General features: G+C 70.7%; 20 protein-coding genes. 12 read left to right on the top strand and 8 right to left on the bottom strand.

Annotated features, from left to right (window positions below):
• Positions 1–65 precede the first annotated feature (65 nt).
• The 4 genes from AB0B39_RS13895 (at position 66) to mmsB (ending at position 5,460) form a co-directional block, all read left to right on the top strand.
• Positions 66–1,055: a LacI family DNA-binding transcriptional regulator gene (locus AB0B39_RS13895; RefSeq protein WP_357574480.1), complete on the top strand. Its 990-nt coding sequence runs from the start codon at positions 66–68 to the stop codon at positions 1,053–1,055.
• Between the two features lie 394 nt (positions 1,056–1,449).
• Entirely contained in the window at positions 1,450–2,592 is a 1,143-nt protein-coding gene (gene chvE / locus AB0B39_RS13890; RefSeq protein WP_234582843.1) for a multiple monosaccharide ABC transporter substrate-binding protein, read from the top strand.
• A gap of 82 nt (positions 2,593–2,674) precedes the next feature.
• The gene (mmsA, locus tag AB0B39_RS13885; RefSeq protein WP_357495254.1) at positions 2,675–4,213 is read left to right on the top strand and encodes a multiple monosaccharide ABC transporter ATP-binding protein; all 1,539 of its coding nucleotides are present in this window, start codon (positions 2,675–2,677) and stop codon (positions 4,211–4,213) included.
• Complete coding sequence (mmsB, locus tag AB0B39_RS13880; RefSeq protein WP_234582840.1) at positions 4,210–5,460, top strand: multiple monosaccharide ABC transporter permease; 1,251 nt, start codon at positions 4,210–4,212, stop codon at positions 5,458–5,460. Before mmsA ends, mmsB begins: the two co-directional genes overlap by 4 nt.
• Positions 5,461–6,584: 1,124 nt before the next feature.
• On the opposite strand, the gene AB0B39_RS13875 is transcribed toward mmsB, so the two are convergent.
• The gene (locus AB0B39_RS13875; RefSeq protein ID WP_357495250.1) at positions 6,585–7,961 is read right to left on the bottom strand and encodes a DNRLRE domain-containing protein; all 1,377 of its coding nucleotides are present in this window, start codon (positions 7,959–7,961) and stop codon (positions 6,585–6,587) included.
• 215 nt (positions 7,962–8,176) lie between these two features.
• On the opposite strand from AB0B39_RS13875, the gene AB0B39_RS13870 reads away from it, so the two are divergent.
• The 4 genes from AB0B39_RS13870 to AB0B39_RS13855 all read left to right on the top strand — a co-directional run bounded on the left by AB0B39_RS13870 (position 8,177) and on the right by AB0B39_RS13855 (position 13,425).
• Positions 8,177–9,463 carry an MFS transporter gene (locus AB0B39_RS13870; RefSeq protein ID WP_357495248.1) on the top strand — a complete coding sequence of 429 codons (1,287 nt, stop codon included), beginning with the start codon at positions 8,177–8,179 and terminating at the stop codon, positions 9,461–9,463.
• Positions 9,460–10,446, top strand: a complete 987-nt coding sequence (locus tag AB0B39_RS13865; RefSeq protein WP_357574479.1) for a hypothetical protein — start codon at positions 9,460–9,462, stop codon at positions 10,444–10,446. The genes AB0B39_RS13870 and AB0B39_RS13865 overlap by 4 nt, the downstream gene beginning before the upstream one ends.
• Positions 10,447–10,569: 123 nt before the next feature.
• Positions 10,570–12,096 (top strand): alkaline phosphatase D family protein, encoded by a 1,527-nt coding sequence (locus AB0B39_RS13860; RefSeq protein WP_357574478.1) that lies wholly within the window; start codon positions 10,570–10,572, stop codon positions 12,094–12,096.
• 12 nt (positions 12,097–12,108) lie between these two features.
• A complete protein-coding gene (locus AB0B39_RS13855) occupies positions 12,109–13,425 on the top strand; it encodes a hypothetical protein (RefSeq protein WP_357574477.1) in 1,317 nt (438 codons plus the stop codon).
• Positions 13,426–13,441: 16 nt separating this feature from the next.
• Here AB0B39_RS13855 and AB0B39_RS13850 read toward each other — a convergent pair whose 3' ends face one another.
• The gene (locus AB0B39_RS13850) at positions 13,442–14,062 is read right to left on the bottom strand and encodes an ATP-binding cassette domain-containing protein (RefSeq protein WP_357495240.1); all 621 of its coding nucleotides are present in this window, start codon (positions 14,060–14,062) and stop codon (positions 13,442–13,444) included.
• Positions 14,063–14,072: 10 nt separating this feature from the next.
• Between AB0B39_RS13850 and AB0B39_RS13845 the strand changes: the two genes are divergently transcribed.
• On the top strand, positions 14,073–14,408 hold the full coding sequence (locus tag AB0B39_RS13845) for an SH3 domain-containing protein (RefSeq protein ID WP_357495238.1): 336 nt from the start codon (positions 14,073–14,075) through the stop codon (positions 14,406–14,408).
• 17 nt (positions 14,409–14,425) lie between these two features.
• Here AB0B39_RS13845 and AB0B39_RS13840 read toward each other — a convergent pair whose 3' ends face one another.
• On the bottom strand, positions 14,426–15,004 hold the full coding sequence (locus tag AB0B39_RS13840) for a TetR family transcriptional regulator (RefSeq protein WP_357495236.1): 579 nt from the start codon (positions 15,002–15,004) through the stop codon (positions 14,426–14,428).
• A 45-nt stretch (positions 15,005–15,049) separates the two neighbouring features.
• Positions 15,050–15,715: a hypothetical protein gene (locus AB0B39_RS13835; protein WP_357574476.1), complete on the bottom strand. Its 666-nt coding sequence runs from the start codon at positions 15,713–15,715 to the stop codon at positions 15,050–15,052.
• Positions 15,716–15,831: 116 nt separating this feature from the next.
• Here AB0B39_RS13835 and AB0B39_RS13830 point away from each other — a divergent pair, with 116 nt between their 5' ends.
• The 3 genes from AB0B39_RS13830 to AB0B39_RS13820 all read left to right on the top strand — a co-directional run bounded on the left by AB0B39_RS13830 (position 15,832) and on the right by AB0B39_RS13820 (position 19,962).
• A complete protein-coding gene (locus AB0B39_RS13830; protein WP_357495694.1) occupies positions 15,832–16,491 on the top strand; it encodes a M23 family metallopeptidase in 660 nt (219 codons plus the stop codon).
• Positions 16,492–16,564: 73 nt separating this feature from the next.
• Positions 16,565–16,795, top strand: coding sequence for a DUF2188 domain-containing protein (locus AB0B39_RS13825; protein ID WP_234582287.1), 231 nt, complete (start codon positions 16,565–16,567; stop codon positions 16,793–16,795).
• 185 nt (positions 16,796–16,980) lie between these two features.
• On the top strand, positions 16,981–19,962 hold the full coding sequence (locus tag AB0B39_RS13820) for a fibronectin type III domain-containing protein (RefSeq protein ID WP_357574475.1): 2,982 nt from the start codon (positions 16,981–16,983) through the stop codon (positions 19,960–19,962).
• Between the two features lie 103 nt (positions 19,963–20,065).
• Here AB0B39_RS13820 and AB0B39_RS13815 read toward each other — a convergent pair whose 3' ends face one another.
• The 4 genes from AB0B39_RS13815 to AB0B39_RS13800 form a co-directional block, all read right to left on the bottom strand.
• The gene (locus AB0B39_RS13815) at positions 20,066–20,938 is read right to left on the bottom strand and encodes a hypothetical protein (protein WP_357574474.1); all 873 of its coding nucleotides are present in this window, start codon (positions 20,936–20,938) and stop codon (positions 20,066–20,068) included.
• 127 nt (positions 20,939–21,065) lie between these two features.
• A complete protein-coding gene (locus AB0B39_RS13810) occupies positions 21,066–21,611 on the bottom strand; it encodes a hypothetical protein (protein ID WP_357495226.1) in 546 nt (181 codons plus the stop codon).
• Between the two features lie 126 nt (positions 21,612–21,737).
• On the bottom strand, positions 21,738–22,760 hold the full coding sequence (locus AB0B39_RS13805) for a DUF4331 family protein (protein ID WP_357574473.1): 1,023 nt from the start codon (positions 22,758–22,760) through the stop codon (positions 21,738–21,740).
• A 169-nt stretch (positions 22,761–22,929) separates the two neighbouring features.
• Positions 22,930–24,186 carry a family 16 glycosylhydrolase gene (locus AB0B39_RS13800; RefSeq protein WP_357495222.1) on the bottom strand — a complete coding sequence of 419 codons (1,257 nt, stop codon included), beginning with the start codon at positions 24,184–24,186 and terminating at the stop codon, positions 22,930–22,932.
• Positions 24,187–24,189: the final 3 nt, after the last annotated feature.

The following is a 24,189-nucleotide window of genomic DNA, read 5'->3' as shown; positions in this document are numbered from 1 at the left end:
AACGTCGACGGGCCGCGGGTCGGGTTGCAGGCGGGGGGAGTGAAATGGCCGTGCACGGTCCCGCGATGACAGATGTCGCTCGTCTGGCCGGTGTCTCCCACCAGACGGTGTCTCGGGTGCTCAACGGGCACCCCAACGTGCGTGAGCAGACCCGCTTGCGGGTGCGGGCGGCGATCGCCGAACTCGGCTACCGCCCCAACGGCGCCGCGCGCGCACTGGTGACCGGCCGGTCCCAGGTCATCGGCGTGGTGGCACAGAACACGACCCTCTACGGCCCGGCGTCGCTGCTGGCCGCCCTGGAGCAGACGGCCGCGGAGGAGGGCTTCGCGGTCAGCGTGGGCAGCGTCCGCAACCTCGACCACCGCTCCATCTCCGCCGCTGTCGAACGGCACCTGGCGCACCGGGTGGCCGGCATCGTCGTCATCGCGCCCGTCGAGTCGGCCGGCGAGGCCCTGGAACGGCTGCCCAAGGACGTTCCACTGGTCACCGTCGACGGCGATCCGCACCGGCCGGTGCCGTTGGTGACCGTCGACCAGGTGGCTGGCGCGCGGGCGGCGACCCAGCATCTCCTCGACGCCGGACACCGCACCGTGTGGCACGTCTCGGGGCCGTCCGACTGGTTCGACAGCGCCGGCCGGATCGAGGGCTGGCGGGCGGCGCTCCTGGCCGCGGGGATCGACCCACCGCCCCTGATGCACGGGGACTGGTCAGCGTCGTCCGGCTACCGGTGCGGGCAGATGCTCGCCCGGATGCCGGAGGTGACCGCGATCTTCACGGCCAACGACCACCTCGCTCTGGGCGTGCTGCGGGCCCTGCACGAGTTCGGGCGGCGGGTGCCGACCGAGATCAGCGTCGTGGGTTTCGACGACGTGCCGGAGGCCGCGTACTTCATTCCGCCGCTGACGACCGTACGACCGGACTTCGACGCGGTGGCCCGGGCGAGCCTGCAGATGTTGCTGACCCAGATCGAGTCGGGCATCGGTGGGGGTGCCCTGCGGCAGACCATCGCCCCGGCCCTCGTCGCCCGCGACAGCGTCGCCCCGCCGCGCCACTGAGGGGACGCCCAGTGTCGTACGCCTCGGAGGCCTCCGCGCGGCTTACCGCTTCGCCGTCGCGGCCGGCGTGCGTCGATCACCAACCGGCGGCCTCGTCGGTCCTGCCGTCGTGTGCTCGGCGGACGGTCCACCAGCCGGCCTCGCCGTCGGTCCTGCCGGCGCGTGCTCGGCGGGCGGTCCACGCGCAGGCCGTTCCGGAGCACGTACTGGCGGCCGTCGATCGATCGCCGCCCGGGTTACGGGAGGTGACGTCGGCGGCGAAGCCTCCGTTACGAGACCGTGACACCGGTATTTCGGATCAAGTGTTGACGTGCCCTATGTGAGCGCTAACACTACCCGAAAGGTGACAGGTGGCCCCGGCGGTCAGCGGGGGGAATCGGGAGAGGAGAAGCCCGTGAGCAGGAAATTCCTGGTTGCTCTCGGTAGTGCGGCGCTGGCGCTGAGCCTGGCGGCGTGCAGTGGTGGAGGTGCCGGCAGCGGCGGCGACACCAGCGACAAGAAGCCGGGGGACCTGACGATCGGTGTCTCGATGCCGACGCAGACCTCCGAGCGGTGGATCGCCGACGGCAACGCGGTGAAGTCCAAGCTGGAGGCGAAGGGCTACAAGGTCGACCTGCAGTACGCGGGCGACGACATCCCCACCCAGTCGCAGCAGGTCGACCAGATGATCACCCAGGGCGCCGACGTCCTGGTCATCGCGGCGATCGACGGCACCGCCCTCAGCAGCCAGCTGCAGGCCGCCGCGGCCGCGAAGATCCCGGTCATCTCCTACGACCGGCTGATCCGTGGCAGCAAGGACGTCGACTTCTACGTCAGCTTCGACAACTACAAGGTTGGCGTCGCCCAGGGCACCGCGCTGCTGGTCGGTCTCGGCCTGCTGAACAAGGACGGCTCGAAGGGCACCGCCAAGGGCCCGTTCAACATCGAGCTCTTCGCCGGCTCGCTCGACGACAACAACACGCAGTACTTCTTCGGCGGTGCGATGGACACGCTGAAGCCGTACGTCGACGCCGGCACGCTGAAGGTGAAGTCCAAGCAGACCACCCCCGAGCAGGTGGCGACCCTGCGGTGGCAGCAGGAGACCGCCCAGAAGCGGATGGAGAACCTGCTGACCTCCAGCTACAACGACGGCTCGAAGGTCGACGGCGTGCTGTCGCCGTACGACGGCATCTCCCGGGGCATCATCACCGCCCTGCAGAACGCCGGCTACGGTAGCGGCGCCAAGAAGCTGCCTGTCGTGACCGGCCAGGACGCGGAGATCGCCTCGATCAAGCTGATCAACGACGGCGTGCAGAACTCGACGGTCTTCAAGGACACCCGCCTGCTCGCCGACCAGGCCGTGAACGCCGCCGAGGCGTTCCTGCAGAAGAAGCAGCCGCAGGCGAACGACACGCAGACGTACAACAACGGCGTCAAGGTCGTTCCGGCCTACCTGCTGCCGATCGCGACCGTCTACAAGGACGACATCAAGGCGACGCTGATCGACTCCGGCTACTGGACGGCGGAAGAGGTCGCCGCCGGTCAGGCCAAGAAGTAAGTCACCCCGTCGGGCTCGGCGGACAACCGCCGAGCCCGACGCCGTGATGGACCGCGTCCAGACCCGACAGAGGACAGTGACCATGGACGACACCATCCTCGAGATGCGTGGAATCACGAAGACGTTCCCCGGGGTGACCGCGCTGGAGGACGTCAGCCTCGCGGTGCGCCGGGGGGAGATCCACGCCATCTGCGGTGAGAACGGCGCCGGCAAGTCCACCCTGATGAAGGTGCTGTCCGGCGTCCACCCCTCCGGCTCGTACGACGGGGAGATCCTGTTCGACGGCAAGCCGATGCAGTTCCGGGGCATCCGGGACAGCGAGGCCAACGGCATCGTCATCATCCACCAGGAACTCGCCCTGGTGCCCTACCTGTCGATCGCCGAGAATCTCTTCCTCGGTAACGAGCGGCGTGGTCGTGGCGGGCTCATCGACTGGAACAAGGCCAACGCCGAGGCGGCCGAGCTGCTGGCGTCGGTCGGGCTGCACGAGAACCCGGTCACCCCGGTCATCCAGCTCGGCGTCGGCAAGCAGCAGCTGGTGGAGATCGCCAAGGCGCTGTCGAAGAAGGTGCGCCTGCTCATCCTGGACGAGCCGACGGCCGCCCTCAACGACGTCGACTCGGCGCACCTGCTCGGCCTGTTGCGGCAGCTCAAGGAGCAGGGCATCACCTGCATCATGATCTCGCACAAGCTCAACGAGATCACCGCGATCGCCGACTCGACCACGGTCATCCGCGACGGCCGCACGGTGGAGACCCTGGACATGCGCGCTGACGACGTGAGTCAGCAGCGCATCATCCGGGGCATGGTCGGGCGCGACATCGAGAGCTTCTACCCCGATCGCGTCTCATCGCCCGGGGAGGAGGTGCTGCGGATCGAGGACTGGTCGGTGCGGCACCCGACCCAGGAGCGGATGGTCGTCGAGGGCGTCAGCCTGTCGGTGCGCGCCGGTGAGGTCGTCGGCATCGCGGGGCTGATGGGCGCCGGCCGGACGGAGCTGGCGATGAGCGTCTTCGGCCGCTCCTACGGCCGCGACATCCACGGCAAGCTCTTCGTCCGCGGGCGGGAGGTCAACGCCCGTACCGTCGCGGAGGCCATCGACAACGGCATCGCGTACGTCACCGAGGACCGCAAGCGCTACGGCCTCAACCTCATCGACGACGTCCGGCGCAACGTCTCGGCCGCGGCCCTGGACAAGCTGGCCAACCTGGGCTGGGTGAACGGCAACGAGGAGATCAAGGTTGCCGAGGCCAGCCGCAAGGAGATGAACATCCGAACGCCAAGCGTCATGGCGGTGGTCGGCAAGCTCTCCGGAGGCAACCAGCAGAAGGTCGTGCTGTCGAAGTGGCTGTTCACCGACCCGGATGTGCTGATCCTGGACGAGCCCACCCGCGGCATCGACGTCGGCGCCAAGTACGAGATCTACACGATCATCAACCGGTTGGTGGCCGCGGGTAAGGCGGTGATCGTGATCTCGTCCGAGCTGCCGGAGCTGCTCGGCATGTGCGACCGCATCTACACCCTCGCCGCTGGCCGGATCACCGGCGAGAAGCCGGTCGGCGAGGCGACCCAGGAAAGCCTCATGGAGCTGATGACCAAGGACAAGGAGCTCGTCGGATGACCAGCATCAAAACCCCTTCGACGGAGCGCCCGACGCCCCCGGACAGCACACCCGCCGCCGCCCTGCACAGTGGGACGAGCGACCTGCGGGCGCTGGTGTTGAACAACCTTCGGCAGAGCGGGATCTACGTCGCCCTGGTCGTCATCGTCGCGCTCTTCGCGCTCCTGACCGACGGGGTGCTGCTGAGTCCCGGCAACATCACCAACATCGTCCTGCAGTACTCGTACATCCTTGTGCTCGCGATCGGGATGGTCATCCTCATCATCGGCGGGCACATCGACCTGTCGGTGGGCTCGGTGGTCGCGCTGACCGGCGCGGTCTCCGCCGTCCTGGTGATCCAGCAGGGTCACCCCTGGTGGGTGGGCATCGCGGCGGCACTGGCCGTCGGTATCGCGGTCGGCGCCTGGCACGGGTTCTGGGTGGCGTACGCCGGCATTCCGGCCTTCATCGTGACCCTGGCCGGCATGCTGCTCTTCCGGGGTCTCACGCTGCAGGTGCTCGACAACATCTCGCTGTCGCCCTTCCCGGCCGAATACCAGAAGGTCGCGGCGGGCTTCCTCAACGGGCTGCTCGGCGGTCAGGGCTTCGACGCGTTCACGCTGCTCATCGGCGCCCTCGCCGTTGCCGGGTACGCGGTGAGCGGCTTCCGCACCCGCCTGGCGCGCATCCGCTACCAGCAGCCGGTCGAGTCGTTCCCGCTGTTCGTCGCCCGGGTCGTCCTGGTGGGCGCGGTCCTCATGTACTTCGCCTGGCAGTTGGCGCACGCCCGAGGACTGCCGATCGTACTGATCATCCTGGCCGTGCTGGTGCTGGTCTACGGCCTGCTCACCCGGCGTACGGTCTTCGGCCGCCAGGTCTACGCGATCGGCGGCAACCTCTCGGCCGCGGCGCTGTCGGGTGTGAAGGTCCGCACCGTCAACTTCTGGATGTTCGTCAACATGGGCTTCCTCGCGGCGGTCGCGGGCGTCATCTACTCGTCGCGGTCCAACGGTGCGCAGCCCGCGGCCGGCAACATGTTCGAGCTGGACGCGATCGCTGCGGCGTTCATCGGTGGCGCGGCCGTCACCGGTGGCGTGGGGACCGTGGTCGGGGCCATGGTCGGTGGTCTGATCATGGCGGTGATGAGCAACGGCATGCAGCTGATGGGCATCGACCAGTCGACGCAGTCGGTGGTGAAGGGGCTCGTCCTGCTCGTCGCCGTCGCGTTCGACGTCTACAACAAGCGTCGCGCCGGCACGGCCCGCTGACCCGACACCGCGTACGTGTGCCCCTCCCGTCCAACGGGCAGGGGCACACGTCGTTCAGCGGTGCGGTGAGTTCAGCGGCGCGCTGCGGTGCGGTGCGTTCGGCGGCGCGCTGCGCTCGTCCCGTGCGGGTGACCGGCGGTGCCTCGTTCGGCCACCTGGCCCGCCTCGACTTCACGCTGCGGCACCCAGACAAGCCCGCGCCGCGTCGTCGTCGGGGAGGCCGGCGCCGTTGTCCAACCCACTGGCCGGAGTCGGCCCCACCTTGCTCAAGCCCTGTCGAGCTGCCCCAGATGTGGGGCGGCACTCCCGGCGCGCAACAGGGCTCGCGACACGTCGGTGACGACGGCCGTGTCGGGGGCAAGGGTCGTGCCGGTGGCAAGGGTCGTGCCGGTGGCAACACCCATCCTGGTGACGACCGCCGTGTCGGTAGCAAGGCCGTCCTGGTGGCGACGGCCGTGTTGGGGCAGCGGTTGTGTCGGTGGTAGCAGCCGTCCTGGTGGCGGCCGTTGGTGGCAGCGGTTGTGTCGGTGGCAATGTCGTCCTGTCTGACGGCGGCCGTGTCGCTGGTAACGGCCGTGTGGGTGGGCAACGGCCCGTGCAGGTGACGAGGGGCGTGCTGGGTGACGACGGCCTTACGTTCACGCCGCTCTTTCGCCGTTGATGGACGGGCCGTCCCCGGAGGCGGACGGGGTCGTCGGGCTGTCCGCGCGGCAGATCTTGGACAGTTTCCGTTATGAGAGAACGGAAACTGTCCAAGATCTGCATTGGCGAGGTGTCGTGCTGGGCTGTCCTTCGTCTGCGGCTGGCTGTGCGGTTGGCGAGGAGCCCAGTGCGTGCTGCGGGCGAGGGGGCAGTGGTCCGTGCTGCTGGCGAGGGGCGGGGGCCTGCGCTGCTGGCGGTTGCGCGTGGTCCACGCATTCGACCGGCATAACGACTTCCGCGCCGGGCGGGGGTTGGGCTGGTTGGCCCATATCTGGGGCAGCTCGACAGGCAACAACACTTAACCCTGGGCGGTCGCGATGCCGCCTGCCGTCGTGCCGCCTGCCGTGGTGCTGCCGTGTCGCGGGCGCCGATGCGCGGGGTGGTCCCGCCGCACCGGGTACCGGTGCGGCGGGATCACACGGTCAGTGGCAGGTGCCCGTGCCGCTGTCGTTGTAACTCTGCCCAGCGACCGGCACGAACTGCCAGTCGTAGCTGCCGGAGTGCAGGGTGAACTTCAGGACCCCGAACGCCGAGCTGTTGCGGGCCTCGCTGTTGGGCTGGATGGTGCCGAAGCCGTAGTGGTCGGCGCCGCCCATCCCGGCCACGAAGCTGCGCATCCCTCGGCTGGCGTCGTAGCCACCGGACGGGTTCATCGGGCCGAACCGCTCGTACACGTGGTTGTGGCCCCAGACCACGACGTCGGCGTTGTAGTCGTAGAGCGCCTGGTACAGCGGGCGCGTCGAGGTCGACGGCGCGTGGTTGGAGCTGGACGTGAACAGCGGGTGATGCCAGTACGCCAACGTGCACGGCTTGCTGCTGGCCGCCAGGTCGGCGCGCAGCCACTGCTCTTGCGTCGACCCGGCCGACATGCTGATGTTCGAGTTCAGCGACACGATGTGCCAGTTGCCGAGGTCGAAGGAGTAGTACCCGCGACCGCTCGGGCCGGCGGACGTGCCGAAGTAGTTGTAGTAGCCGGTCGCGCCGGACGTGTTGTAGTCGTGGTTGCCCGGTGACGGGCGGGTGCGCGCCTTGTGCCGGCCCCAGGTGGGCTCGTAGTAGCTGGCGAACTGGGACGCGGTGCCGCTGTCGTAGACGTTGTCGCCGGTCGTGAAGACGGTGCCGGAGATGCCGTCGAGCAGCGCCGCCGTGGCGGTGTCACCGGAGCCGGAGGTGGCGATGTCACCGGCCCCGACGAGGACCGGATCGCCCGACGGAGGTGTCGTGGTGCCGGTCGTGACCACCAGCTGCGGGGCGTCGCCTCCACTCTCGCGCGTGTCGTAGTAGGCGCCGTCGCCGCTGGTCGAGGTCGCGCCGAAGCTGAAGGTGCCGTTGCCGGTGACCGCGGAGGTGACGTCGACCTCGTACCAGGTGTTGCCGGCGACCGCGCCGAGCGAGGAGAGGGTGGCGCCGTCGATCGTCGGCTGGTTGCTCCAGGTCGTGCCGGTCTCCGACCAGGTGGTGTTGGACATCGTCCGGAACGTGCCGCCGGCGTCGCTACCGCTGTTGCCGCTGATCGTGCGCAGCCGCAGCTTGGCGCTGGTCACCGTGCCGCTGACACCGCTCACCGTGAAGCGCAGGAACATCCGCCGAGCGGGTGAGTTGTCGACCACGACCTGCGTGGACGTGCCGTAGTTGGTGGACGCCGTGTCGCTCTGGACGTAGGTGTCGGCGACCGGCGTGAACGTCACGCTCGCCGCGGAGGCCGTGCCCGAGCCGGTCAGGACGACGGCGGCGGTGGCGGCGACGAGCACCGCGACCGTCCCGATCGTGACCGGTGGGCGGGCGATTCGAATGTCCATCCAGGACCCCTTCGTTGCGGGTGGAAAGCGCAAGGAATGTAGGAAGGTCGATGAACCGGCGGACTGCCGCCAGGTGAACGGTACGCTCAGGCAGCGAAACATCTCGATGTTTGTCCGATGTTCACCCGCCGCATGCCTGTCCGCCCCTCGCGGTCCCTTGTGACGCCCCCGATCGGATCGTCACGATGGCTGACCGTCGCCCACGATCAGAGGAGATGCGCGTGTACCTGTCGTCCGTCTCCCGGCCGGTCAGCGACCCGCCCGACGCCGGGCCACGACGCCGCCGGCTCGCGCTGGTCAGCGGCAACGTGGTCGCGCTCGGCACGGTCAGCCTGATCACCGACATCTCGGCCGAGATGGTGGCCGCCGTCCTCCCGCTCTACCTGGTGCTGGGCCTGCAACTCAGCCCGGTGGCCTTCGGCGTGCTCGACGGGGTCCACACGGGCGCCACCGCGCTGCTGCGGGTCGTCGGCGGCTTCGTCGCCGACCGGTTCCGCCGGCGCAAACTGGTCGCCGGCGTCGGCTACGCGCTCTCCGCCGTCGCCAAGCTCGGCCTGCTGCTCGCCGGCCGGTCGGTGCCAGCGATCGGCGCCGTCATCACCGTCGACCGGCTCGGCAAGGGTGTGCGCAGCGCGCCCCGCGACGCGCTCATCACGCTCTCCACCCCGCCCGAGGCCCTGGGCCGTGCGTTCGGGGTGCACCGGGCGATGGACAGCGTCGGGGCGTTCCTCGGGCCGCTCGCCGCGTTCGCCGTCCTGCTGGTCGTCGGGCAGTCGTACGACGCGGTCTTCGTCACCAGCTTCTGCGTCGCCGCCCTGGCCGTCGTCGTACTCGTGCTGTTCGTCCGGGAGCGACCGACCGGCACGGCGGCCGACGGGCCGGACGAACCCCGGGTCTCGGTCCGCGAGGCGTTCGGCCTGCTGCGCAGCCGGCCCACCCGTCGGCTGCTGCTGGCCGCGACCATGCTCGGCCTGGCCACCATCGGCGACGGTTTCGTCTACCTGGTGCTCCAGCGCCGGGAGGACCTTGGTCTGCGGTGGTTCCCGCTGCTGGCCGTGGGCACCAGCCTGGCCTACCTGGTGCTCGCCGCGCCGCTCGGTGTGCTCGCCGACCGGATCGGGCGGTTGCCGGTGGTGGTGGGCGGCTACGTGGCCCTCGGCGCGACCTACCTGCTGCTGTCCGGGCCGGCGCACGGCTGGCCGGCGCTCGCGCTGACACTCGCGCTGTACGGCGCGTTCTACGCGGCCACCGACGGCGTGCTCATCGCGCTCGCCGGGCCGGTGCTTCCACCACGGCTGCGGACCACCGGGATCGCCCTGGTCCAGACCGGGCAGGCGCTGGCGTACCTCGTCTCGTCGGTCCTGTTCGGGCTGGCCTGGCAGGCGTGGGGGCCGCAGACGGCGGTTCGGGTGGCGGCGGTGGCAGTCGTCGGCGTCCTGGTCGGCACCGTCCTTCTGCTGGCCTCCCCGTTCCGCCCCGCACCACGGAAGGTGTCCCCATGAGCGCGATGTCGACCCGGGCCAAGCTCGGGGCGGTGGCCGCCAGCGCGGTCCTGTTGGCCAGCGTGGCGGCCGGCTACGCCGCCATCGCCGCCGAGCCGGCCCGGACCCCACCGCCGGCCGCCGCCGGGGACCAGGCGGTCACCCTGGCGCCGGGCCCGCACCTGCTGGCCATCACCGACCGGTACGTCTCCAGCGTCGCGACCGCCGATCCCGCCGGGCCGCGTACCGTCTCGGGTCTGGAATGCCTGCGGGTGTACGCGGCGGCCGGCACCGGCGTCTGCCTGCGGCCGGAGACCGCGTGGTCGTACCAGGTCGTGGTGCTCGACGCGGCGCTGCGCCAGAAGCGGACGCTCAGCGTGCCCGGCCTGCCCAACCGGGCCCGGGTCTCGGCCTCCGGCCGGATGGTCTCCTGGACGACGTTCGTCGGGGGCGACTCCTACACGGCGAGTGGCTTCTCCACCCGCACCGGCATCCTCGACACCGTCACCGGCGCCACCGTGACGTCGCTGGAGGAGTTCGCGATCACGCGGGACGGCCGCGGCTACCGCAGCCCCGACGTCAACTACTGGGGTGTCACCTTCACCGCCGACGACAACCACTTCTACGCGACAATGGCCACCGGCGGTAAGCGGTATCTCGTGCGCGGCGACGTGGCCGCCCGGACCGTCGAGACGATGCGGACGAACGTGGAGTGTCCGTCGCTGTCGCCCGACGGCACCCGGATCGCCTTCAAGGAGGCGATCGACGCCGACCCGACGAAGGGCTGGCGGCTGTCCGTCCTCGACCTGGCGTCCGGACGGGTCACCGCGACGGCGGAGACCACAAGCGTCGACGATCAGGCGGCCTGGCTCGACGACGCCACGGTGGCCTACACACTGCGCCAGAGCGACGGTCGTCCCGACGTGTTCAGCGTCCCGGCCGACGGTTCCGGTACGCCGAGGCTGCTCATCCCCGGCGCCGAGTCGCCGTCGCCGCTGACCTGACGGTCCGGCCGCGAACCTCGGGCGGCCAGGACACCTGACCGCCATGCCGCGGTAAACGTCCCGTCACGTCGGCTTCCACGCCGCAGCCTTCGCCATTCATCGACGGCCCCGAGGGTATTGACCATGACAGGGCTGAGCCGTCGCATATTCGTCCTCAGTGGACTCGCAGTCGCCGGCGTCGCGGTGACACCCGGGCAGGGTGCCCGCGCCGCGGTGCCGTACCCCTTCAAACTCGGTGTGGCGTCAGGTGATCCGGCCCCCGACAGCGTGGTCCTGTGGACCCGGCTGGCATCCTCGCCGCTCAACGCCGACGGGCAGGGCGGCATGGCCAACGCCGACGTGACTGTCGAGTGGCAGGTGTCCACGACGGACCGCTTCTCGTCACTTGTCGCGTCCGGCTCGGTGGTCGCCCGCTACGCCGACGCCCACTCGGTGCACGTCGTCGCGGGCGGCCTCGCCGCCGACTCCGACTACTACTACCGGTTCCGGGCCCAGGGGCAGATCTCCCCGGTAGGACGTACGCGGACGGCACCGGCCCCGGGCACCTTCGGCCGCGACCTGGTCCTGGCGTTCGCGTCCTGCGCCCACTACGAGGCCGGCTACTACACCGCCTACCGGCGGATGGCCGAGGAGAACCCGGGTCTGATCCTGCACCTCGGCGACTACATCTACGAGGGCGGCGTCAACACCGCAGCGGTACGCCAGCACGTCGGCGCGGAGATCGTGTCGCTGGCCGACTACCGCCGCCGGTACGCCCTCTACAAGTCCGACCCGGACCTGCAGGCGGCGCACGCTGCCGCGCCCTGGCTCGTCGTGCCGGACGACCACGAGGTCGAGAACAACTACGCGAACATGGTCCGCGCCGACAGCAGCCCGACGCTGACCGAGGCCCAGTGGACCGCCCGGCGCACCGCCGCGTACCGGGCCTACTACGAGAACATGCCGCTGCGGCCGGCCTCCGCGCCGAGCGGCAACAGCATCCCGCTCTACCGCCGCGTCCGCTGGGGGCAGCTCGCCACCTTCCACATGCTCGACACCCGGCAGTTCCGCGACGACCAGGCCTGCGGTGACGGCTGGAAGGTCTGCACTGACGCCGACCTGACCTCCCGGTCGCTGACCGGCGCGACCCAGGAAGCGTGGCTGCTCGACGGGCTGGCCCAGCACTACGGCACCTGGGACATCCTCGGCCAGCAGGTGTTCTTCGCCCGCCAGTTCGAGGCGAGCGGGGCCGCGAGCATGGACGCCTGGGACGGTTACCGGGCCTCCCGCAGCCGCATCCAGACCGGTTGGCAGCAGCGTGGGGTGCGCAACCCGCTCGTGCTCACCGGAGACGTGCACAGGTCCTGGGCCAACGAGCTGAAGGCCGACTACGCCAACCCGTCGTCGGCCACGATCGGCACCGAACTGGTCTGCACGTCGATCACCTCGACCGGCAACGGCACCGGCAGCACGACCATCCCGAACGCGGCGACCAACCCTCACCTCAAGTTCTACTCCGACCGGCGCGGCTACGTCCGTACCACGATCGGACGCAGTCAGGTCCGCGCGGACTTCCGGGCGGTCAACACGGTGACCGAGCACGACGCGCCGGCGTCGACGGTGCGCTCGTTCGTCATCCTCGACGGCCAGCCCGGCCTGCAGGCCGGGTAGAAGGAGCACCCCATGACCGCACTCACGACCCTGCTCGCTGCGTCCCTGCTGGCCCCGACCGTCGTGGTGCCCGCCCCGACCGCCATGACCGCCGAGGCGATCACCTGGACCACCGCCAACAGCGTGGCGAGCGGCGACCAGGACCTGCCCGCCATCGCCATGAACCGCAACGGTCAGGTCGCTGTCGCCTGGGAGGACGACCGGGACAGCACCGCCCCCGAGGACGACACCCACAGCGAGATCTACGTGCGCCTGTTCCGCGACGGCACGCCCGGCTACGAGCTGAAGCTCTCCGCCGGCGGCACCAGCGGGGCCGCCTGGCGGCACATCAGCCCGGACGTCGGCATCGACGACCGGGGCAACGCCGTTGTCGTCTGGGCCGCCGACGGCGACGGCAACGGCGTCTACAACATCCAGTACCGGGTGGTGTCACCGGCCGGCGCGATCCTCGGGTCGGGGCAGGCCAACGCCAGCGACGCCGGGCAGCAGATCTGGCCGAAGGTGGCCCTCGACCCCGATGGCGCCCCCACCACCGGAGGCGTCGGCTTCACGGTCGTCTGGGAGGACGTGCAGGGCACCGCTGGAGCCACCGTCAAGGCCGCCGGTTTCACCGCCGCCACCACCAGGGCGTACGAGGTGACGGCCTCGCAGACGACCGGCACACACCACCGCCCCGACGTGGCGGTGTCCGCCTCCGGCGAGGCGCTTGTGGTCTGGGACGAGGACGCCGACGCCAACGGCTCGTACAACATCGGGTTGACCCGGCTGGCCCGGTCGAACGGCGCTGTGGTGCTGTCCCGGCGCACGGCCAACGCGCAGAGCGGCGGGCAGCAGCAGCGGGCGTCGGTAGCGGCGACGTTCGCCGGTGACTTCACCGTCGGCTGGGAGTCGGACCACACCGGCACCCGGGGCGTGTGGGCGCGCTCGTTCACCGCTGCCGGCGCCGCCCGCCACGGCGAGGTCCAGGTGTCCACCGGGACCGGGGCCGTCGCGCCGGGCGTCGGCATCGACGACGAGGACAACGTCGTGGTGGGCTGGACGGTGTCTGGCGCCAACCCGGACGTCTGGGCGCGCGGCCTCAACCCCGACGGCACATCCGCGAGTCGGCTGCCGGCGCAGGCGCTGAGCCAGACCACGACGGGCCGGCAGGAACACCTGGCCGTCGCGGCATCCCCGTGGGGCGAGGTGAGTCTCTGTTACACCGACGACAACGACGGCAACGGCTTCGACCAGGTGCTCCTCGGTCTCGGGGCGACGAACTCGACCTGGCTGATGACCGCCGACGAACTGCGCCAGCGCAAGGCGCGGGCCGCCGCCCGGGTGAACTGAGCCGGACCCGGTCCGTTCAGAGGGCCTGGTCGGGCTTGCCGCCGGCGCTGGCCGCCCCGTCGTCTCCGCCGGGGGACGACGGGGCGGCCACCGCGCGCAGAGTGATCGACTGATCGGTCTGGTCGACCTCGAACAACGTCCCGGCCGGGAAGGCCGCCCAGGTCTCGGGCGGCAACTGGATCGTGCCGTCACCTGCCACCACTGCGAAGTCACGGCCGTCACGCCCCTCGGCGCCGACCCGGCCGTCGCGGATGGTGACCGCTCGGCCCAGCCGGGCACCCACCTCGCCGTCATGGGTCACCACCACCACTGTGGTGCCCCGCTCGGCGTTGACCGTGGCCAGCGCCGCGAGCACGTCGTCGCGACCGGCCACGTCGAGCTGACTCGTCGGCTCGTCGACCAGGAGCAGGCCGGGCCCGGCGGCGAGCCCCTGCGCCAGAGCGGCCCGCTGGCGCTGCCCCGGGGTCAGGTCGCTCACCCGCCGCGCGCCGGCGCCGGCGAGACCGACCAGCTCCAGGATCGCCTCCGGCGGGTCGAGTCGGCGTCTGCTGAGGCGTGCCACGGGTCGCTGCGCCAACCAGATGTTGCGGGACAGCGACAGGTAGGGCAGCAGGTTGCGTTCGGCGCCCTGGAGCACAGTGCCGACAGTGGCCCCGCGCAGGGCGGCCAGGCCCCTGGCCGAGAGTCGGGACAGCTACTACCTGCAGTTGGTGAACGGGATCACCGGCATCGGCTCGGGCACGGTGACCACCAGCGCGAGCACCCTGAACGTGCGCTCCGGCCCGGGCGCCAGCTATCCGGTCGTCGGCTCGGTCGCCGACGGCGCCACCGTGTCCGTCTACTGCCAGGCCGTCGGCAGCACGGTCACCGGCCCGTACGGCACCACCTCCGTCTGGGACCGGATCGGCACCAACCGCTACGTGTCCGACGCGTACCTGCTCACCGGCTACGACGGGTACATCCCGAACGTGCCGCGTTGTTGAGGTAGCGGCGTCGTCGCTCAGGAGGTGGTCGGTGCGCCGAAGAGCAGGTCCAGGTGGGCGTCCAGAGCGTCCAGGGCCTGCTCGGCGGTGTACTGGCCACCGAGCAGGTACACGCCCAGCCCCTCCATCAGCGCCAGCAGGCCGGCCGCCGCGGCCGCGTCGTTGCTGGGCAGGACGCTGGCGATGAACGCGGCGAGCTGCGCGGTGTCCGCGCGGAGGCTGGCCGCGGCCAACGGTCGCACCGCCGTGTACGCGAGGAACGCGAGCGCCACCCGACCGTCGTCGCGGGTGTGCTCGTCGAGCGGCAGGAGCGCGGCGATCATCGTGCGCAGCAGCAGCCGGGGGGACGGGTTCTCGCCCAGGCCCGCCACCGCCTCGGTGACCCGGACCTGACTGCGCTCGCGGACCACGCTCAACGCGAACGTCATCATCTCGTCCTTGGTGCGGAAGTAGTGCTGCACCATCCCGGCGGAGACGCCCGCCTCGGTGGCCACGTGGCGCAGGCTGACCGCCTCCAGGCCCTGATCGGCGGCGACCCGCATCAACGCGTCCGCGATGAGGGTGCGTCGCTGCTGGTGATCGACCTTCCTGGGCATGACCTCGATCGTTTCACAGTGGGTCGTTGGCACACCCCGACGACGCTAGTGGCGGGCGGTGTCGCCCGCGGGTGTGCCCCGGGCGCTGCGCAGCAGTCCGTCGGGGTCGTCGGCGTACAGCCGTAGCTCGTCCATCGGCGCCGACCGGCCCGTGGGCAGGTCGAACGTCGTCGGCCGGCGTAGCAGGACGTCGATGCTCGTCTGGCTGCCGACCGAGAGGTGCAGGACGCGGCGGTCACCCTCCTGCTCGATCTGGACGGACCTGCTGGACGGCAGTGAGCGGTGGCGCTTGCGCAGCGCCTCGACGTCCGTCCAGGGGATCCAGATGTCGATGCCCGAGTTGACCCGCACCCGCAGACCGGTGTCACCCACGACGTGGGGATGGATGGTCATGCCGGCCCAGAGGCCGAGCATCCAGAGCACGCCCCAGACGCCCAGGCCGAGCACGATCCAGCGGGCCGGCCGCCACGGCACCACGTGGGTGACGATCAGGTCGAAGATCGGGATCTCGACCACCGACAGGGCGATGAAGATGCCGAGGATCGGCTTGACCACGCCGAGGTAGCCGAACGGCTCGTCGCCGGGCCCCAACGGCAGTGGACGGCGCCGTGCCCACAGGTAGAGGCTGCGCCACATCGCGGCCTCGGCCACGGCCGCCCGGCGCACCAGCGGTCCCACTCTCGCGCTGGTCGGCGTCCTGGTGTCGGTCATGGTCGCCTCCCGCAATGGTTCCAATGCAAGTGCATTGCAAAGACGATAACGCTTTTACGATTCGACTGCAACGCGAAGCGGGGCCACCCATGGCCGGAGCGTTGCCGGCGTCTGCCATGCTCGGGCCGGTGACGACCGGCCGCCCCACTCCAGCCCGCAGCCACCGCCGCACCCGCCGACGGGTGATCCCCGTGCTTCTCGCGCTCGTCGTCGTGGCTGCCGTGGCCGGCGTCGCCGTGGTGGTCGTGCCGCTGCTGCGCCCGGCCGGTCCCCGCCCGCTCTTTCAGATGCCGGTCGCCTGCGGCGAGACGTGGCAGCTCAGCACCTACCCCGGGCACGACGACTTCGACGTCGACCTGTTCCCCACCGAGGGCGAGGCGTGGGGGCGTCCGGTGCTCGCGTCCTACGGCGGCACGGTCACCGTGGCGGGCATCAACGGTTCGCTGGGTGGGCGTACGCCGGAGAATCCGCAAGGCCCGCGCGGTCGCGGTGGTGGCTACTGGGTGAAGATCGATCACGGCGGCAAGTGGGAGACGCAGTACCTGCACATGCTCGAACCGCCACTGGTCAAGGTCGGGCAGAAGGTCGCCCAGGGTGAGCAGATCGGACGGCTCGGCAGTACGGGGGACTCCGGCGCTCCGCACCTGCACTACGAGCAGCGACGCGGCTGGGACAAGGTCGAGACCCATTTCGGCGGCACGCCGTCGGGCATCACCACCGACGAACGCGAACAGATACTCCGGCGGGTGAGCGACAACTGCCCGACCGTCTCCTGAGGACCGCGGTTTACCCGGCACGGCTCGGGGCACTGATCCGGGTGACAGTTCAGACGCAGGGGAGGAGTTGGCGATGGCCAAGGGTGACGTCGACACGTACCAGGAAGACGGGCAGTGGAAGAACCGTCCGGAGGGTAACGACCGGGCCAGCAGCACGCACGACTCCAAGGCCGACGCGCAGGCGCAGGGGCGCGACATGGCAGCCGACCGGGGCGTCGAGCATGTGATCAAGAAGCAGGACGGCACGATCGGTGAGAAGAACACGTACCCACGCAGCCGCGACCCGCGGGAGATCGCGGGCTGACCGCCGCACCGCCTGCGGACCGACCTCTTCGGCTTGACCGAGGAGGTCGGTCCGCTTTGCGGACGTCGTCCCCAGCTTTATCGCCGTCCACCGCAGGTGGGTGATTTGGGGGGATATAGTCCACTTCGGGGCTTAAGTGAAAGCTGGGAGTGGACATGACGTTTCGGGGTCGGCGGCGTCGTCCCGTGAGCGCTGCGGCTCTGGTGGTCGCCGTCACCGCGGGAACCCTCGCGCTCGCACCGCCTTCCGCGTGGGCGGTCGGGTCGGTCCTGTTCGACCAACCGTTCCACAACAACACCGCGAACGGCATCGGCCCCGTGACGGTGCCGGGCGTCCCCACCCCCACCGCGACCAACACCGCCTGCCTGAGCGCGGCCGGCAACTCGACAAACGGCCCCCTGCTGAGCTGCACCACGTCCACCGACCCGCAGGGCGCGGGCAAGCTGCGCCTCACCCCGGCCACGGCCACCCGCCAGGGCGGGGTGTTCGGCGCGGTGAGCGTGCCCACCTCGCAGGGCCTGCACGTCTCGTTCAACACCTACCAGTACGGCGGCTCCAGCCCGGGAGCGGACGGCATGGCGTTCGCGCTGGCCGCCGTCGATCCGGCCAACCCGCTGTCCCCGGCGGTCATCGGCCAGCCGGGCGGATCCCTCGGCTACTCGGCGGCGTTCAACGGCGCCTCGGTGGGTCTGTCCAACGGCTACCTGGGCGTCGGGCTGGACGTCTTCGGCAACTTCAGCAACAGCCTCTACCAGGGCTCCGGCTGCACGAATCCGCCGTACATCTCCACCACCAACAATCGGGTGCCCGGCCAGGTCGTGATCCGCGGACCGGGCCGTAACGGTGTCGGCTACTGCGCCATCAACAGCACCGCCACCACCACCTCGTCGCCCCCGCTGACGCTGCGTGCCACCACCCGCGCCGCCTCGGTGGTGCCGGTCGAGGTGGTCGCCAACACGACCTCGTCCCCGTACACGACCGACACCGGGATCACCGTGCCGGCCGGTGAGTACCGGGTGCGGTTCACGCCGGTCGGAGGATCGGCGCGGACGCTGGCCGGGAGCCTCCCGGTCGTGTCGCCGAGCCTGTACCCGTCGCCGACCTGGCTCAACGCCAGCGGCTTCCCCCGGCAACTCGCCTTCGGCTGGGTGGGTTCGACCGGCTCGGTCACCGACTTCCACGAGCTCGACAACGCCCGCGCGGTCACCTTCAACCCGGTGCCGGACCTGAACGTGTCGCAGACCAGCGCGGTCGGCCCGAGCCCGCAGCCCGGCGATCCCGTCACCTACTCGATCACCGCTGGGGTCGACGCCGGGGCCACCGAGACGGCGCCGATCTCGGTCACCCAGACCGTGCCCACAGGTGTCGTGCCGCGCGGGGCGTTCGGCTCCGGCTGGGTCTGCGGCGCACCATCCGGGCAGACGATCAGCTGCACCAACAGCAACGGCCCGTTCCCCGGCGGGACCTCGCTGCCGCCGATCACAGTTGTCGCGACCGTGACCGGAACCGGGGTGACGCCGGCGCTGATCCAGACCGCCACGGTGGCGACCTCGTCCTCGATCGACGCCAACCCGGGCTACTCCTCCGCCACCACGCCCGTGGCGCCGGCCACGGCACCGAGCGGCGTGACCGTCACCCCGGCGCAGAGCTCGATCGCCGGGGGCATCGCGGTCACCGTCGGCGGCAGCGGCCTCACCGCAGCGACCGCGATCACCATCGGCACGGCCGCCGAACAGCAGGCCGGTACGGCGGTGCTGCTGCTGCCGTGCACGTCCGGCCCGGCCGCCGGCTGCTTCACAGTGAACTCCGACGGCACACTCGGCATCTCCTCCATGCCCGCCCGCTCCAGCGCCGCCACGGTCACCGTCAGCGTCGTCACCCGCGGCTCGGCGGGATCGGCCAGCTACGTCTACGCGTCCGCACCCGGCACGCCCGCCACGCCCACTGCGGTCGCGGGCATCACCAGCGCCACCGTCAGCTGGACCGCGCCGGCGAGCAACGGAAGCCCGATCACGACCTACCTGATCACCCCGATCCGGGACGGCGTCACCCAGCCGACCCTCACCTTCGACGCCTCCACCACCAGCCGCACCCTGACCGGGCTGACCGCCGGCTCCTCGTACGCCTTCCGCGTGACGGCGGTGAACGCGTACGGCACCGGCGCGGCCAGTCCGGCCTCGGCGGCGGTCGTCCCGTACACCCTGCCGGGCGCACCGACGATCACCTCGGTCACCGCGGGGACCACCGCAGCCACGCTGAGCTGGACGACCCCGGCCAACGGCGGTTCGCCGATCACCGGTTACACGGTCACGCCGTACCTCAACGGTGTGGCGCAGACGCCGCAGACCTTCACCGGGACCGCCACGACCCAGACCGTCACCGGACTGACCGGCGGCGCGACGTACACCTTCCGGGTGGCCGCGATCAACGCGGCGGGCACCGGCGGGCAGTCGGCAGCGTCCGCGGCGGTGACGGTCAACCCGCCGCCGACGCTGACCTTCGCGCCGCCGCCACCCGGAAAGGCGTACGTGCCGTACCAGTACCAGCTCACCGTGGCCGGCGGAACGAGCCCCTTCGTCTGGTCGGTGAGCGCCGGGAGCCTGCCCGCCGGGCTGACCCTCGACCCGTTCAGCGGTCTGCTCTCCGGCACGCCCACCGCGTCCGGGACGTTCCCGTTCACGGTGCGGGTGACCGACTCGGACAACCAGTCCGCCACCCGACCTGTCGACCTGGTCATCAACCCGCTCGGCGGGCTCTCCATCAGCGTCCCGGCGATCTCCCCGCTCGGCACCGTCACCTCGGACGCGACAGGCGTCTCGGGGCAGCTCGGCCCGGTGACCGTGACCGACGACCGCGGCCCCTTCTCCGGACGGTGGGTCAGCGTCGTCTCGACCACGAACTTCACCACGGGGTCCGGCTCGGGTGGCGAGACCATCCCGAACAGCAGCGTCACGTACGCCTCCGGTGCGGCCCTCGCCACCACCGGCGACGGAACCTTCCTCCCGCAGCCCGGCGCGGTGCTGGACACCCCGCGTACGGCCGCCGGGTGGTCCGGCCGAAGCGGCGACCCGAACTCCGCCACCTGGAACCCGACACTGCTGGTTGCGCTCCCGCCCGGGCTGGTGGTCGGCGACTACACGGCGGTCGTGACGCACTCGGTCATCTAGCACCGGGCGCCGCCGCCACCAGGGGCCAGCGACCGGCGCAACGACGCTGCCCGGCCGCTTCCTCCAGAGGGAAGGGCCGGGCAGTCGCCGGAGGGTGGGGACCTCAGGCCAGGCGGGTCCGTTGCCGGCGCACGAGATACCAACCACCGACGGTGATCAGCACCAGCAGTGCGATCCCGCCGCCCGCGTACGGCAGCAGGCCGGGCCCCGCGGACGTCGAGACGGCCATCGGCGCCGCGACGGGCAGGACGATCGTCCCGGTCGCGGTGCGTTCCACAGTGCCGCTGGCGAGCTGTGCCCGCACGTCCCAGGTCCCCGCGGGGAGGTCCTGATTCACGTCGATCCGGACCTGGCCGGTCTCGCCGGGCAGGATCGTCACGCCGTTGGTCACCTTGAACGGCCCGGCCCGGACCGCCGCCTTGCTCAGCGTCAGGGTCCCGGTCATGTCCAGGGCGCGGCGACCGGTGTTGGTGACCTGCGCGGTGACCACCGGAAACTTCCCGATACCGGGCTCCGCGGCGAGCGCGCCGATGCGGAAGTCCGTCGGCGGCTCACCGCCCGGGCCGATGTCGAGGTAGACCCGGATGCCCACCCGGTGGATCTGGGTGACATTGCCGGTGCGTTCCTTCGCGCTGGTGACCTGCGCCCAGATCGCGGCGTACCGTTCGCCCTCGGACGCCTTCCTCGGCACGGCGATCTCGACCCCGACCGGCCGGCGTTCGCCCGGGTCCAGCTCCATCCTGGCGGTTTCCAGTCGGATCCAGCCACTGAGCTCGTTGCCCGTGCGGCCGTCGGGCACGGTGAAGGCGTTGTTCTCGATCGACGCCCCGCCGGAGTAGAACTCGATCTTCTGCGTCTCGTCCGAGGTGTTCTGCACCTCGACCCGGCGTTCGATGGTCGTCCCCGGCTTCAGGTGGTCCACGATGTAGACCTGTGCGCGGGGGTCCTGCGCCCGACTCGCGGGAATGTCCAGCATGCGAATGCTGATCGCGGCGTCGTCGGCGGGATCCTGTCGGTGCTCCCGCACGGCAGCGGCTGGCGCCGCCGGAACCCCGAGCGCCACGAGGGCGACCGAGGCCAGCAGCGCCAGCCGGCCGAGCGGCTCAGAACACCGAATGTGTCACCGTCCCGGTGTAGACACCCTGGACGGTGCCGACCGGTACGTTCACCACCAGCGTCGGGTTCCAGGTGGCGAAGTTGTTGCCCGTGCCGCCGGTGTGGGTCATCGCCGTCCGCGGGACGTTGATGATCACCTGCTGGGCCGAGGTTGGCTGACCGGGCGTGAAGGTGCCGCCGCCGGCCGTGGCCGTTGCGGGGCCCGACCAGTACTGGACGTTGATGTTCGGGATCGTCTCTCCCGAGGTGCCGCCACCGGTGACGAAGTCGGTGGAGATGACGGTGGCGGTCCAGTTGGGGGTGAGCGACCCCCGCTGGTCCAGCACCGTGACCGGCCCGAGCTGACCGGAGACGCTCGAGCCTTCCACGCCGTGCCCGATGTTCGCCGTCGCGGGCACCGTGATCGAGAGGCCACCGGCGGCGTCGACGGTGAGGGTGACGACCGTTTCGCCGGTCGTGTCGGCGGCGGCCGGCGCTGCGAGAGCGAGGGCGGCGGCAATGCCGGCCACGCCCGCCAGAAGTTTCCTGCGCATCAAGTCTCCTTCGTCCTGAATCGCCCATGGGATGCGGTTCAGAGCGTATCTACGCAAAAACCCCGAAAACCGGCAAAAGCCTCAACATCACCCGGGCCACGCCTGTGACCTGGCCTTTTGTCGCGGTCAGGCCGGCACCACGTACGGGAACGTGTCGGCGCGGGCGGCCTTCGTGACCTCGGGCGTGAGGCCCGAGGTGGTGCCGGTGTTGAGGACCAGGGAGAACATCACCTCGGGCGCATTGTCGGCCATGGTGCGGCCGTTGTGGACCGCGAAGCCGTAGTTCGCTGCCGTGCCGACCGTGTACGACAGCACATCGGGGTAGAGCACCCGGGCGACGCTCCAGCCGTACGCCTGCGGGTCCGGCGCGGTGCCGTTCGCCGCGACGACCCCGGCGACGGCCTTGGCGATCTCCTCCCCGTCCTCGGACAGGTCCTGGCTGGGGTGCCGGAAGTTCGCCGGGTCGGAGAAGTCGGTGTCGTGGGGCCAGAAGACGGGCCACATCATGGGGTGGCCCGCACGGTTGATCTGCCGCCACCCGCCCGCGTCGGTGGCCAGCAGGGTCCGGCACCAGACGCCGATCTCGGTGCCCTCGCGCAGCAGCGGCTCGTCGTGCGAGACCTCCAGGACTATCGACTCGACGGTGGTGCCGGCGAAGCTGTTCTTGGCCTGGTCCGCCCGCCACGCCGAGCGATCCACCCGTGCGCCGTTCTTGACCGCGCCGTTGATCGTGGCGAGCTCGTCGAGGTCGATGTAGAACGGGTCGGTGATCCGGCCCGCCCAGATCCGGACGCGCTGCCCGGTCGTCACCTCGCCGGTCCTGCCCTGGGCGATGGGGGTTCCCATGGCGGCGTCGTCGCGGGCGTCCGCGCCGGTGAGTTCGTACAGCTCCAGGGTCTGCGTGGCGTTGCCGTCCGGCTCGCCGAAGGCGAATCGGTAGGTCAGCTCCTCCAGGTCCGAGCCGTTGAAGTGAATCTTGAACTCGTAGCGGGCCTCGGCGTGGAAGCCGCGCTTGATGTCGGCCTTGGTCACCGAGCTGTTGACGTCCATGACGAACACCGTGGCGCGGTCGCCGTTGAAGACGTACAGGTCGTCGATGTAGAGCTGGCCGCCCTGGGCGGCGAGGGGGGTGTCAAGGTGGTGCGACATGGGCTCACTCCCGTAACGGCTATATTCGGATTAAAACGAACATAGCGGTCGGGATGCGCCTGCCCGGTCCATCGACCGAACTAGGCCGGGCCGGTGGACGGTGCTGTCGCGCGCGGCGGTGGGCCGTCCGGAGCGGTTCCCGGACGACCCACCGCTCGTGCCGGCCTCGTCAGAAACGGGACCACTTCTGGTTGGCCGCGCCGAGGCAGTCCCACAGGTGCAGCTTGCCGCCGTTGTTGGGGTTGGCCTCCCGCACGTCCACGCACTTGTTGGCGCTGAGATTGACCAGGTCGCCCGCGCCGTTGAGCGTGAAGCGCTGGGCCGGATTGCCGTTGCAGCTGACCAGGTTGACCTCGGTGCCGTTGGCGGTGCCGGCCCAGGCCGGGTCCATGCACTTGCCCATCGCGCGGACGGTGCCGTCGGAGGCGAACGTCCACGCCTGCGCCGCGGTCGTGTTGCAGTCCCAGATCTGCAGCTTGGCGCCGTCGACCGGGTTGGCGCTCGGGATGTCGATGCAGCGCCCGCTCTGCGCCCCCCTGATCCGGGTGGTGCCGGGCGCCGGGTCGCCGCCGCCGGAGGTGTAGCTCGACACCCGGACGTAGTCGACAAGCATCTGCTGCGGGAACTGCGTGGAGCCGTCCGGGTAGCCGGGCCAGTTACCGCCGACCGCCACGTTGAGGATCATGAAGAACGGGTGGTCGAACACCCACCGGTTCCCGCCGAGCCGGGCGGGATCGACCCGGTGGTACTGCACCCCGTCCAGGTACCAGGTGATCGCGTTCGGCTCCCAGTCCACCCGGTAGTCGTGGAAGCCGTCGGCGAGCGGGCTGCCGATCGTCCGGCTGCCGGTGATGCCGCCGCTGCCGGAGTAGCCGGGCCCGTGCACCGTGCCGTAGACGGTGTTCGGCTCCCGGCCGATGTTCTCCATGACGTCGATCTCGCCGGCGTCGGGCCATCCGCCGCCGGTGCCGAGCATCCAGAACGCCGGCCAGATGCCCTGGCCGCGCGGAATCTTGATGCGGGCCTCGAAGCGGCCGTACGTCTGGGTGAAGGTCGCCGCGCTCAGCAGTCGGGCCGAGGTGTACTCGCAGCGACCGTAGTGGCACTGGTAGTTGGCCGGGTTCTCCCGGCGGGCGGTGATGACGAGGTTGCCCTGGCCGTCGTGCACCGCGTTGCTGGTGCTGTTGGTGTAGTACTGCCGCTCGTTGTTGCCCCAGCCGCCACCGCCGATGTCGAAGCGCCATCTGCTCTGGTCGACAGGTGTGCCGGCGGGGGCGTTGAACTCGTCCTGCCAGGTGATCGGGCCGATGGCGGCCTCGGCCCGGTCGGACTGCCCCGGGAGGGTGAGGGAGGCGAGGGTGGTGACGAGGGCGACCGCCGCGAGGGCGAGGGGCCGCAGGCGGGGTGCGGGACGGGCTGTGAACACGGG

Origin of the sequence: Micromonospora sp. NPDC049114, from assembly GCF_040648635.1 — a bacterium.
In the GTDB taxonomy this organism is placed as follows: domain Bacteria; phylum Actinomycetota; class Actinomycetes; order Mycobacteriales; family Micromonosporaceae; genus Micromonospora.
The sequence above is the reverse complement of the archived record's forward strand: the minus strand, read 5'-3'. Positions and strand labels throughout refer to the sequence as shown.

Excerpts from the sequence above, each read along its gene's own strand:
- AB0B39_RS13895 (WP_357574480.1), top strand. The coding sequence starts at position 66 with ATGACAGATGTCGCTCGTCTGGCCGGTGTCTCCCACCAGACGGTGTCT.
- mmsA (WP_357495254.1), top strand. The coding sequence starts at position 2,675 with ATGGACGACACCATCCTCGAGATGCGTGGAATCACGAAGACGTTCCCC.
- mmsB (WP_234582840.1), top strand. The coding sequence starts at position 4,210 with ATGACCAGCATCAAAACCCCTTCGACGGAGCGCCCGACGCCCCCGGAC.
- AB0B39_RS13875 (WP_357495250.1), bottom strand. The coding sequence starts at position 7,961 with ATGGACATTCGAATCGCCCGCCCACCGGTCACGATCGGGACGGTCGCG.
- AB0B39_RS13870 (WP_357495248.1), top strand. The coding sequence starts at position 8,177 with ATGCGCGTGTACCTGTCGTCCGTCTCCCGGCCGGTCAGCGACCCGCCC.
- AB0B39_RS13865 (WP_357574479.1), top strand. The coding sequence starts at position 9,460 with ATGAGCGCGATGTCGACCCGGGCCAAGCTCGGGGCGGTGGCCGCCAGC.
- AB0B39_RS13860 (WP_357574478.1), top strand. The coding sequence starts at position 10,570 with ATGACAGGGCTGAGCCGTCGCATATTCGTCCTCAGTGGACTCGCAGTC.
- AB0B39_RS13855 (WP_357574477.1), top strand. The coding sequence starts at position 12,109 with ATGACCGCACTCACGACCCTGCTCGCTGCGTCCCTGCTGGCCCCGACC.
- AB0B39_RS13840 (WP_357495236.1), bottom strand. The coding sequence starts at position 15,004 with ATGCCCAGGAAGGTCGATCACCAGCAGCGACGCACCCTCATCGCGGAC.
- AB0B39_RS13835 (WP_357574476.1), bottom strand. The coding sequence starts at position 15,715 with ATGACCGACACCAGGACGCCGACCAGCGCGAGAGTGGGACCGCTGGTG.
- AB0B39_RS13830 (WP_357495694.1), top strand. The coding sequence starts at position 15,832 with ATGCTCGGGCCGGTGACGACCGGCCGCCCCACTCCAGCCCGCAGCCAC.
- AB0B39_RS13825 (WP_234582287.1), top strand. The coding sequence starts at position 16,565 with ATGGCCAAGGGTGACGTCGACACGTACCAGGAAGACGGGCAGTGGAAG.
- AB0B39_RS13815 (WP_357574474.1), bottom strand. The coding sequence starts at position 20,938 with ATGCTGGACATTCCCGCGAGTCGGGCGCAGGACCCCCGCGCACAGGTC.
- AB0B39_RS13810 (WP_357495226.1), bottom strand. The coding sequence starts at position 21,611 with ATGCGCAGGAAACTTCTGGCGGGCGTGGCCGGCATTGCCGCCGCCCTC.
- AB0B39_RS13805 (WP_357574473.1), bottom strand. The coding sequence starts at position 22,760 with ATGTCGCACCACCTTGACACCCCCCTCGCCGCCCAGGGCGGCCAGCTC.